This window comes from Modestobacter marinus (genome assembly GCF_019799945.1).
GTDB lineage: Bacteria > Actinomycetota > Actinomycetes > Mycobacteriales > Geodermatophilaceae > Modestobacter > Modestobacter marinus_B.
Map to the genome: position 1 here is coordinate 174,167 of NZ_JABGCH010000006.1, position 9,256 is coordinate 183,422.

Sequence of the window (9,256 nt, forward strand, 5' to 3'; positions counted from 1 at the left end):
GCTCAGCCCGTCACCCGGATGGTGCTGGGCGCGGGCTGGGAGGATCGGTCCCATGGAGTTCGTGCTGATCGCGATCGCGATCCTCGTCGTCGCCCTGATCACCGGGATCAGCCTCCTGGTGGGACGGGGTCGGCGCACCACCCGGCTGGACAGCGACGCAGCCGCAGGTACCACCCTCACCCGTCCCCGGCCGCCGCAGCCGGGCACCGACACGGTGCCGGGCGCGCCCTCGGGCGCGACCGTGGCCGACCTCGTGGAGCCGCCGACGGCCCCGCCGGTGGAGCTGCCCCCGGCCGAGCCGGAGCCCGGCCTGGTCTTCGAGACGCCACCGCCCTCCGCCGGCCGGCTGGTGCGGCTGCGGTCCCGGCTGGCGCGGTCGCAGTCGTCCCTGGGCCGCGGGCTGCTCACCGTGCTCGCCCGGGAGAAGCTGACCGAGGACGACTGGGAGGAGATCGAGGAGACGCTGCTGGCCGCCGACGTGGGGGTGGCCGCGACCACGCAGATCGTGCAGCGGCTGCGCACCCAGAGCCTGGTGCTGGCCACGGCGTCCGGGCCGGAGCTGCGGGAGCTCGTCGTCCGTGAGCTGACCACCGCCCTCGGGCCGGACCTCGACCGCCGGCTGGCCACCGACCGGCACGACGGGCAGCCCGCCGTCGTCCTGGTCGTGGGCGTCAACGGGGCCGGCAAGACGACGACGGTCGGGAAGATCGCCCGGTCCCTCGTCGGCGACGGCAAGAGCGTCGTGCTGGGCGCCGCCGACACCTTCCGCGCGGCCGCCGCCGACCAGCTCGAGACGTGGGGCGAGCGGGTCGGGGTGCTCACCGTGCGCGGCCGGGAGGGCGGCGACCCGGCGTCGGTCGCCTTCGAGGCGGTGCGCACCGGAATCGAGGGCGAGGTCGACTGCGTCCTGGTCGACACCGCCGGCCGGCTGCACACCAAGTCCGGGCTGATGGACGAGCTGGGCAAGGTCAAGCGGGTCGTGGAGAAGCACGGCCCGGTCGACGAGGTGCTGCTCGTCCTGGACGCCACGACCGGCCAGAACGGCGTGGTGCAGGCGCGGGTGTTCACCGAGGTCGTCGACGTCACCGGGATCGTGCTGACCAAGCTGGACGGCACGGCGAAGGGCGGCATCGTGGTGTCGGTGCAGCGGGAGCTCGGCATCCCGGTGAAGCTGGTCGGTCTCGGGGAGGGGCCGGACGACCTGGCGCCGTTCGAGCCCAGGGCGTTCGCCGAGGCGCTCGTCGGAGGCTGACGCCGCTGGGAGCATCGCAGCGAGCGCCAGCGAGCGAGTAGCGGACCGGGGGCGGAAGCCGATCGGTGTGCTCGGCTGACAGCGAGGATGGAGGCGGACGACCGGACTCCGCCGGCGCTGCCGGTCCCGCCCTCGGGGACCAGTTCCGCGGCGCGGGCGCGAGCCCGGTGGCGGGAGCTCAGGGGAGCGGGGTGCCCGGCCGGTCGACGTGCACGGCGACGAGCGCGACATCGTCGAGGAAGTCGGGGGACAGCCGGGCCAGCAGCTCCTCGCACAGCTGGTCGAAGACCCGGGCGAAGTCCGGCACCGGCACCTCCGCGGGCCGGGGTGCCCGGGCCGTCCGGGATGCCGGCCGCCGCCACGCTGATCTCAGGCTCCACCCGGTCAGGGCACGGCATGCGGATCGAACCCGAACGGCAGCTCCAGCCGATGGGCGGCGAGCAGCGCCGGGTCGCCGAGCAGCTCGCGGGTCGGGCCGTCGGCGACGACCACGCCCCCGTCGAGCACGACCGACCGGGGGCACAGCTGCAGGGCGTAGGGCAGGTCGTGGGTGACCATGAGCAAGGTGACCGGCAGCGGCTCGAGGACCTCGGCCAGCTCCCGCCGGCCGGCAGGGTCGAGGTTGCTGCTCGGCTCGTCGAGCACCAGGACCTCCGGTCGCATCGACAGCACGGTGGCGACGGCGACCCGGCGGCGCTGGCCGAAGGACAGGTGGTGCGGAGGCCGGTCGGCGGCGTCGGCCATGTCGACGGCGGCCAGCGCGTCGGCGACCCGGCGGGCCACCTCAGGCTCCGAGAGCCCGAGGTTCCGCGGCCCGAAGGCGACGTCCTCGCCGACGGTCGGCATGAACAGCTGGTCGTCGGGGTCCTGGAAGACGATCCCGACCCGGCGGCGGATCTCGGCCAGGTTCCGGTCCTCCACCGGCAGCCCGCCCACGGTCACCCGGCCACGCCCGCCCCGCAGGATCCCGTTGAGGTGCAGCACCAGCGTGGTCTTGCCGGCACCGTTGGGGCCCAGCAGCGCCACTCGTTCGCCCTGCTCCAGCCGCAGGTCGACACCGAACAGCGCCTGGTGCCCGTCGGGGTAGGCGAAGGCCAGGTCGTCCACGAGCAGGGACGGGGGGGTGCTCACCCCAGGAGTGAACCCGCTGCGAGCACAGCGGCCGCAGCCAGGGGCAGGCTGAGCGCGGTGGCCCAGGCGCGGCCACCGACGACGGCGACCGGGCCGGTGGGCAGTCGGCCGGTGTAGCCGCGGGACAGCATTGCCAGGTGCACCCGCTCACCGCGCTCGTAGGAGCGGATGAACAGCGAGCCCGCCGCGGGGCCGAGCACCTTCAGCGCTCCCAGGTGCCGGCCGCGGAAGCCGCGGGACTCCCGGGCGACCTTCATCCGGCGCAGCTCGCCGCCGATGACGTCGGCGTAGCGGATCATGAACGTGAGGATCTGGACGAGCACCGAGGGCAGGCGCAGCCGCTCGAGCCCGCGGAGCAGCGCCCGGGGGTCGGTCGTGGCGGCCAGCAGGGTGGCGGCGAGCACGGACAGGGTCGCCTTCGCGAGGATGCTGCCGCCGGCGGCCAGTCCGCTCTGGGAGAGGGACACCCCGAGGACGTCGATGCGCGGCCCGCGGGAGACGAACGGCAGCAGCAGCGCGAACAGCACGAAGGGGACCTCGACGGCCAGGCCGCGCAGCAGCCGGCCGAGCCGCACCCGGGCGACCGCGGCCACCCCGAGCAGCAGGGCGAGGAAGCCGGCGTAGGCCAGCGGGGCCCAGCCGGCGTGCACCGGGGTGAGCACGACGACCAGCGCGAACGCCAGGACGGCGACCAGCTTGGTGTGCGGCTCCAGCCGGTGCACCGGGCTGTTCCCGGCGACGTAGGCCGCCGCGAGCCCTCCGTGCGCGTGCCCGGCCCCCACGTCAGTCGTGGGTCGCGACGGCGGCCCGGTCGTCGCGACGGCGGACCGCTATCACCAGCCCACCGGCCAGCGCGAGCACCAGCAGCACTCCGACGACCCCCGCCAGCCCGCCGGAGAGCCGGGCGGAGTCGATGCCGGCGGTGGCGTAGTCGGCCAGCGGCGAGCCGGCGGTCGCGCTGTCCCGCGCGGTGGAGTCGAAGCCCTGCTCGGCGGCGGTGGCCTCGAGGCCGTCGGGGGAGGAGTTGGCGTAGTAGCTGCCGACCCCGGCGATCAAGAGGGCGATCAGGATCCCGGCCAGCAGGAAGGCCCGGGTCCGGCGGCGCGGGGCGGTCATCGGAGGTCCAGCGGCTGCGCGGCCGACGGGCGGGGCGCGAGCTCCGGGGCGACCTGCAGGCCGCGCGCGCCGCGGACCAGGTCGGGCCGGACGGCGAGGACGGCGCCCAGGACGGCGACGGTGATGGCCGCCTCACCCAGGCCGATCAGCAGGTGGACCGCGCCCATCGCGGCGGCGACCGAGCCGAGCGGGACGTCGGCGACCCCGCCGGCGCCGAAGAGCAGCACGAAGGCCAGCGCGGCGGCCGGCACGGAGAGGAAGGCGCCGAGCCCGGCCGCGGTGAGCACGCCGGTGCGGCCGGCAGGCAGCACCCGGCGCAGCCCGGCGAAGATCCCGTACCCGGCGGCGACGGCGACCAGGGCCATGAGCGTGACGTTGGTGCCCAGCGCGGTGAGCCCGCCGTCGGCGAAGACCAGCGCCTGCACGAGCAGGACGACGGTCATGCAGAGCACCGCCGTCCACGGGCCGACCAGCACGGCGGTCAGCGCGCCACCGATCAGGTGGCCGCTGGTGCCGTAGGCGACCGGGAAGTTCATCATCTGCACCGCGAACACGAAGGCGGCGGTCAGGCCGGCCATCGGGGCGGTGCGCTCGTCGAGCTCGCGGCGCGCGCCCCGCAGGGCGATCGCGACCCCGGCGGCGGCCACGGCCGCCGTGCCGGCGGTGGTCGCCGCGTCGAGGTAGCCATCGGGGACGTGCACGAGGGCCTCCGGACGTCGGTGCTGGACGGTACGGCCGATCGAGCCTGACCGCCGGCACGATGTTATTGCATGGCCTTCGCAGTTGCACACGTGTTGCAACAAGAGGCCGCCGGTCCGTGACCGGGTCACCGCGGCGGGCTCCGCAACACGTTCGGAACAGGGGAGGGCGACACGCCCCGCTGAGTTCACGGTCTCGAAACACGTCGACGACGCGATCGGAAACACGGCGTGGGCACCGTGTTCCTCACGTCCTCGGGCCACCCGGGGCGTTGCCCCGCCTGCCGCGTCGCGCGGTGGCGGACGCACCCAGCGTGGCCCCTCGCCACACCGATCCCTCAGGAGGTTGCCGTGGACACCGGCGACACCGCCTGGGTCCTGACCAGCGCCGCCCTGGTGCTGCTGATGACCCCCGGCCTGGCGCTCTTCTACGGCGGCATGGTCCGCGCGAAGAGCGTCTTGAACATGATGATGATGAGCTTCGGCGCGCTGGCGCTCATCAGCGTGCTGTGGGTCCTCTACGGCTACTCGATGGCCTTCGGCAACGACGTCGGCGGCGGTCTGGTCGGCGACCCGTTCGAGTTCTTCGGGCTGTCCAGCCTGATCGGCACGGCCGGTCTCGAGGGGGCCTTCGCCCCGGACAACCTGGTCTTCACCATCCCGTCGCTGGCCTTCGTCGGCTTCCAGGCGGTCTTCGCGATCATCACGGTCGCGCTGATCTCCGGCGCGATCGCCGACCGGGCCAAGTTCGGTCCCTGGCTGGTCTTCGCCGGCATCTGGGCCACGGTCGTCTACTTCCCGGTCGCCCACTGGGTGTTCGCCTTCAACGGGGCGGAGTCCGAGGTCGGCGGCTGGATCGCCAACAACCTGCTGGCCATCGACTTCGCCGGTGGCACCGCGGTGCACATCAACGCCGGTGCGGCGGGCCTCGCCCTCGCCCTGGTGCTCGGCAAGCGCCGCGGCTTCGGCCGGGACCCGATGCGGCCGCACAACCTGCCGCTGGTCATGGCCGGTGCCGGGCTGCTGTGGTTTGGCTGGTTCGGCTTCAACGCCGGTTCCGCCCTGTCGGCCAACGGCCAGGCGGCCGAGGTCTTCGTCACCACCCTGGTCGCGACCGCCGCGGCGGTGCTGGGCTGGCTGCTGACGGAGAAGATCCGCGACGGGCACGCCACCTCGCTCGGCGCCGCCTCGGGTGTGGTCGCCGGTCTCGTGGCGATCACCCCGGCGTGCTCCTCCGTGACCCCGGTCGGGGCCATCTTCGTCGGCGCCATCGCCGGCGTCCTGTGCGCCCTGGCGGTCGGCCTGAAGTACAAGCTGGGCTACGACGACTCGCTGGACGTCGTCGGTGTCCACCTCGTCGGCGGTCTGTGGGGCACCCTGGCGGTCGGGCTGTTCGCCTCCGACGCCACGACGGCGGGGGTCAGCGGCCTGTTCTACGGCGGTGGCCTGGACCAGCTGTGGCGTCAGGCGGCCGGTGCCCTCGCCGTCCTCGCGTACTCCTTCGTCATCTCCTACGTGCTGGGCCTGGCCATCCAGAAGACCATCGGCTTCCGGCTCTCGGACGAGGACGAGGTCACCGGCATCGACAGCGTCGTGCACGCTGAGACCGGGTACGACCTCGCCTCCCTGGGTGGCGGCGGGAGCAACCCGACACTGACCGGCCAGGCGCACGCCGAGGCCCGCAACACGGAAGGAACCCGGGCATGAAGCTGGTCACCGCGATCGTCAAGCCGTTCAAGCTGGACGACGTCAAGAACGCCCTCGAGCTGATCGGCATCGCCGGCCTCACGGTCAGCGAGGTCCAGGGCTTCGGCCGTCAGCGGGGGCACACCGAGGTCTACCGCGGTGCCGAGTACCAGGTGGACTTCGTCCCGAAGGTGCGCATCGAGGTGGTCGTGAGCGAGCTAGACGCGGCACGGGTGGTCGACGCGGTCGTCGAGGCGGCCTCCACCGGCCAGATCGGCGACGGCAAGGTGTGGGTGACGACGATCGACGAGGTCGTCCGGGTCCGCACCGGGGAGCGTGGCGACGACGCGCTCTGATCCTGCTGCGGTGAGCTGACGTCGGCCGGGGTGGCGGGGGACCGCCGCCCCGGCCGACGCCGTCTCCCGCCCCTGCTCCGACCCGGACACGGTCGACCGAGAGGTGCCTGTGCTCGACCTCGCCGCCCTGCCCCAGCTCAGCCGCGCCGAGCGTCTGACGGCGCTCGATGACTGGCTGTCCGGCCTGCTCGCCGACGCGCTGTCCGCTACGCCCCGCTCGGCGCGCCGGCGCGGCGCGCCCCCCACGGGGCCGGTGGAGGCCGGGATCGCCCTGGTCGCGGTGGGCAGCCTCGGGCGGCGGGAGCCACCGCCGCACGGCGACCTGGACCTCGTCCTGGTCCACGACGGGCGACCGGAGATCGCGGCCCTGGCCGACGCGCTCTGGTACCCCGTCTGGGACGCCAAGCTGCGGCTGGACCACTCCGTCCGCACGATCGCGGAGGCGGTCGCGGTCGCCGGGGACGACGTCAAGGCCGGGTTGGGCCTGCTCGACGCCCGGCACGTCGCCGGCGACCCGGAGGTCACCGCGGCCCTGCGGGCGGCGACGCTGGGCTCCTGGCGGCAGCACGCCTCGCGCCTGCTGCCGCAGCTGCGGGACCTGCGCCGGGCCCGGGGCCGGCAGGTGGGGGAGCTGGGCTTCCTGCTGGAGCCGGACCTCAAGGAGGCCTACGGCGGGCTCCGCGAGGGCCAGGTGCTGCGCGCGCTGGCCGCGGCGCAGTTGGCCGACGAGCCCCCGGCCGACGCCGGCGAGGCCTACACGTTCCTGCTCGACGCCCGCGACGCCCTGCAGCGCGCAACCGGGCGGGCCTCCGACGTGCTGGTCCGGCAGGAGCAGCGGGGAGTCGCCGAGGCGCTCGGGCTGGCCGACGACGACGCGCTGCTGCGCCGGGTGAGCCTGGCCGGCCGGCGGCTGGCGTTCGTGGCCGACGAGACGTGGCGCCGGGTGGACGCCGCCCTGGTCCGCCGGCCGCGCGGCCGCTACCGGCGGGTGCGCCGGGAGCCGCTGGCCGAGGGGCTGGTCCGCCAGGGCGACGAGGTGGTGCTCGCCCGCGACGCCCGCCCGGCCGCCGACCCCGGGCTCGTGCTGCGCGGCGCGGCCGCCGCGGCCCGGGCCGACCTGCTGCTCTCCCCGTACACGCTCAAGGTGCTCGCGGTGCACGCGCCGCCGCTGCCGGAGCCCTGGCCGCCGGAGGTCCGCTGGTCGTTCCTGCGGCTGCTGGCCAGCGGCCGCAGCGCCGTGCCGGTGCTCGAGCAGCTGGACCAGGAGGGCCTGCTGGCGCGGATGCTGCCGGAGTGGGACCGGGTCCGGTCGATGCCGCAGCGCCACCCGTGGCACCGGTTCACCGTCGACCGGCACCTGGTCGAGTCCGCCGCCGCCGCCGCCGAGCTCACCCGGGACGTCGACCGCCCCGACCTGCTGCTGGTCGGCGCGCTGCTGCACGACATCGGCAAGGGCTGGCCCGGCGACCACACCGAGGTCGGCGTCGTGCTGGTCCGGGACATCGCCGCCCGGATGGGGTTCAGCCCGCCCGACGTGGAGACCCTCGTCGAGATGGTGCGCCACCACCTGCTGCTGCCCGACGTGGCCACCCGGCGGGACCTGGAGGACCCGCTGACCGTCGACCGGGTCGTCGAGGCCATCGGCCGCGACGCCGCGCTGCTGCAGTTGCTGCACGCGCTGGCGCAGGCCGACGGCGCGGCGACCAGCGCCTCGGCCTGGTCGCCGTGGAAGGCCCACCTGGTGGCCGCGCTGGTGGCCCGGGTCGCGGCCCGGCTGGGCAGCGCACCCGTGCCCGATCCGGTGCTCGAGCCCACCGAGCCGCAGGTGACCGCGCCCGCGCCGGTGATCCCCGGGCCGACCGAGCCGGTGACCGTGGGCGTGGAGGACGTGCTCGACGGCCAGCAGATCACCATCGGCGCCGCCGACCGCCCGGGCCTGTTCAGCGTCTGCGCCGGGGTGCTGGCGCTCAACCAGCTCGACGTCCGGGCCGCCCGGGTCAGCGTGGAGCACGGGCACGGCACCCTCGTGTTCGCCGTCCGGCCGCGGTTCGGCCGCCCGCCGGTGCCGGAGATCCTCGCCGACGGGGTGCGGGCGGCGCTGGAGGGCACGCTGCCCCTGGCCGACCGGCTGCGGCAGCGCGAGCACGACTACAGCCAGGACCGGCCGGCCGGCCGCCCACCCCGCATCTCGTGGTTCGACGCGGAGGCGACCGGCGCCACCGGTCTGGTCGAGGTGCGGGCCGCCGACCGGGCGGGCCTGCTGTACCGGCTGACCGCGGCGCTGGCCGACGCCGGGCTGGACGTCGGCTCGGCCACGGTGGAGACGCTCGGGGCCGACGCCGTGGACGCCTTCTACGTCGCCGACCCCGGCGGGGCGCCGATCGCCCCGCAGCAACGGGAGCGCGCCGAGCGGGCGCTGGTCGCCGCCGCCCGCGGGGACGCCCCCGACCCGGCGGCGCTCGGCGCCGTGGAGGCCTGAGCCGGGTAGCTCAGGCCTCCGACCAGACGCCGAGCTCGTTGCCGCTCGGGTCCTGGAAGTGGAACCGCCGTCCGCCCGGGAACTCGTAGGGGCCGTTGACCACCCGGCCACCGGCGGAGGTCACCGCGGTGAGGGTCCGGTCGAGGTCGGCGGAGTAGAGCAGCACCAGGGGCCGCCCGTGCGCACCTCCGTCCCGAGGGCCAGGCCCCCCACCTCGGGTACGGACTCCCCGGACCCGTCGCGGATCCCGGCGTACTGCGGCCCGTAGTCGTTGAACTCCCAGCCGAAGGCGTCGGCGTAGAAGCGTCGCGCTGCCGCGAGATCGGTGACGGTGAGCTCGATGTAGTCGATGGCGTGGTGACGACGGCGCTCGGTGTCGGCCATGCCGGACATCGTGCCCGGTGGTGGTGACGGGAGCGGGCGCAGCGGCGTCCCGACCTAGTGCCGGGTCAGGCAACTTTCGCCCGCTTGATGGTTGAGGCCCGCTTGATGACCTTGCGCAGCTTGGGGTCGGTGGCGTGTCCGTTCCGCCAGGCGA

The 9,256-nt window shown here is 75.0% G+C and carries 11 protein-coding genes; 4 read left to right on the forward strand and 7 right to left on the reverse strand.

Annotated elements, in window-relative coordinates; translation table 11 throughout:
* The first annotated feature begins 52 nt into the window (after positions 1 to 52).
* On the forward strand, positions 53 to 1,252 hold the full coding sequence (gene ftsY / locus HK417_RS08385) for a signal recognition particle-docking protein FtsY (RefSeq protein ID WP_222265288.1): 1,200 nt from the start codon (positions 53 to 55) through the stop codon (positions 1,250 to 1,252).
* Positions 1,253 to 1,430: 178 nt separating this feature from the next.
* Here ftsY and HK417_RS25195 read toward each other — a convergent pair whose 3' ends face one another.
* The 5 genes from HK417_RS25195 to HK417_RS08405 all read right to left on the reverse strand — a co-directional run bounded on the left by HK417_RS25195 (position 1,431) and on the right by HK417_RS08405 (position 4,200).
* The gene (locus tag HK417_RS25195; RefSeq protein ID WP_261326133.1) at positions 1,431 to 1,559 is read right to left on the reverse strand and encodes a hypothetical protein; all 129 of its coding nucleotides are present in this window, start codon (positions 1,557 to 1,559) and stop codon (positions 1,431 to 1,433) included.
* Positions 1,560 to 1,636: 77 nt separating this feature from the next.
* Positions 1,637 to 2,383: an energy-coupling factor ABC transporter ATP-binding protein gene (locus HK417_RS08390; protein WP_222265290.1), complete on the reverse strand. Its 747-nt coding sequence runs from the start codon at positions 2,381 to 2,383 to the stop codon at positions 1,637 to 1,639.
* Positions 2,380 to 3,165 carry a cobalt ECF transporter T component CbiQ gene (gene cbiQ, locus HK417_RS08395; protein ID WP_222265292.1) on the reverse strand — a complete coding sequence of 262 codons (786 nt, stop codon included), beginning with the start codon at positions 3,163 to 3,165 and terminating at the stop codon, positions 2,380 to 2,382. Before cbiQ ends, HK417_RS08390 begins: the two co-directional genes overlap by 4 nt.
* Position 3,166: 1 nt before the next feature.
* Positions 3,167 to 3,499 carry a PDGLE domain-containing protein gene (locus HK417_RS08400; RefSeq protein WP_222265294.1) on the reverse strand — a complete coding sequence of 111 codons (333 nt, stop codon included), beginning with the start codon at positions 3,497 to 3,499 and terminating at the stop codon, positions 3,167 to 3,169.
* The gene (locus tag HK417_RS08405; protein ID WP_222265296.1) at positions 3,496 to 4,200 is read right to left on the reverse strand and encodes an energy-coupling factor ABC transporter permease; all 705 of its coding nucleotides are present in this window, start codon (positions 4,198 to 4,200) and stop codon (positions 3,496 to 3,498) included. The genes HK417_RS08400 and HK417_RS08405 overlap by 4 nt, the downstream gene beginning before the upstream one ends.
* A gap of 348 nt (positions 4,201 to 4,548) precedes the next feature.
* Here HK417_RS08405 and HK417_RS08410 point away from each other — a divergent pair, with 348 nt between their 5' ends.
* From HK417_RS08410 to HK417_RS08420, 3 genes are all read left to right on the forward strand, one after another.
* Positions 4,549 to 5,904, forward strand: coding sequence for an ammonium transporter (locus HK417_RS08410; RefSeq protein WP_222265298.1), 1,356 nt, complete (start codon positions 4,549 to 4,551; stop codon positions 5,902 to 5,904).
* On the forward strand, positions 5,901 to 6,239 hold the full coding sequence (locus HK417_RS08415; RefSeq protein ID WP_135146504.1) for a P-II family nitrogen regulator: 339 nt from the start codon (positions 5,901 to 5,903) through the stop codon (positions 6,237 to 6,239). The genes HK417_RS08410 and HK417_RS08415 overlap by 4 nt, the downstream gene beginning before the upstream one ends.
* 103 nt (positions 6,240 to 6,342) lie before the next feature.
* Positions 6,343 to 8,718, forward strand: coding sequence for a [protein-PII] uridylyltransferase (locus tag HK417_RS08420; protein WP_308123452.1), 2,376 nt, complete (start codon positions 6,343 to 6,345; stop codon positions 8,716 to 8,718).
* Between the two features lie 10 nt (positions 8,719 to 8,728).
* On the opposite strand, the gene HK417_RS26900 is transcribed toward HK417_RS08420, so the two are convergent.
* On the reverse strand, positions 8,729 to 8,884 hold the full coding sequence (locus HK417_RS26900; RefSeq protein WP_368858516.1) for a VOC family protein: 156 nt from the start codon (positions 8,882 to 8,884) through the stop codon (positions 8,729 to 8,731).
* Positions 8,839 to 9,102 (reverse strand): VOC family protein, encoded by a 264-nt coding sequence (locus HK417_RS26905; RefSeq protein WP_368858517.1) that lies wholly within the window; start codon positions 9,100 to 9,102, stop codon positions 8,839 to 8,841. The genes HK417_RS26900 and HK417_RS26905 overlap by 46 nt, the downstream gene beginning before the upstream one ends.
* Between the last annotated feature and the right edge of the window lie 154 nt (positions 9,103 to 9,256).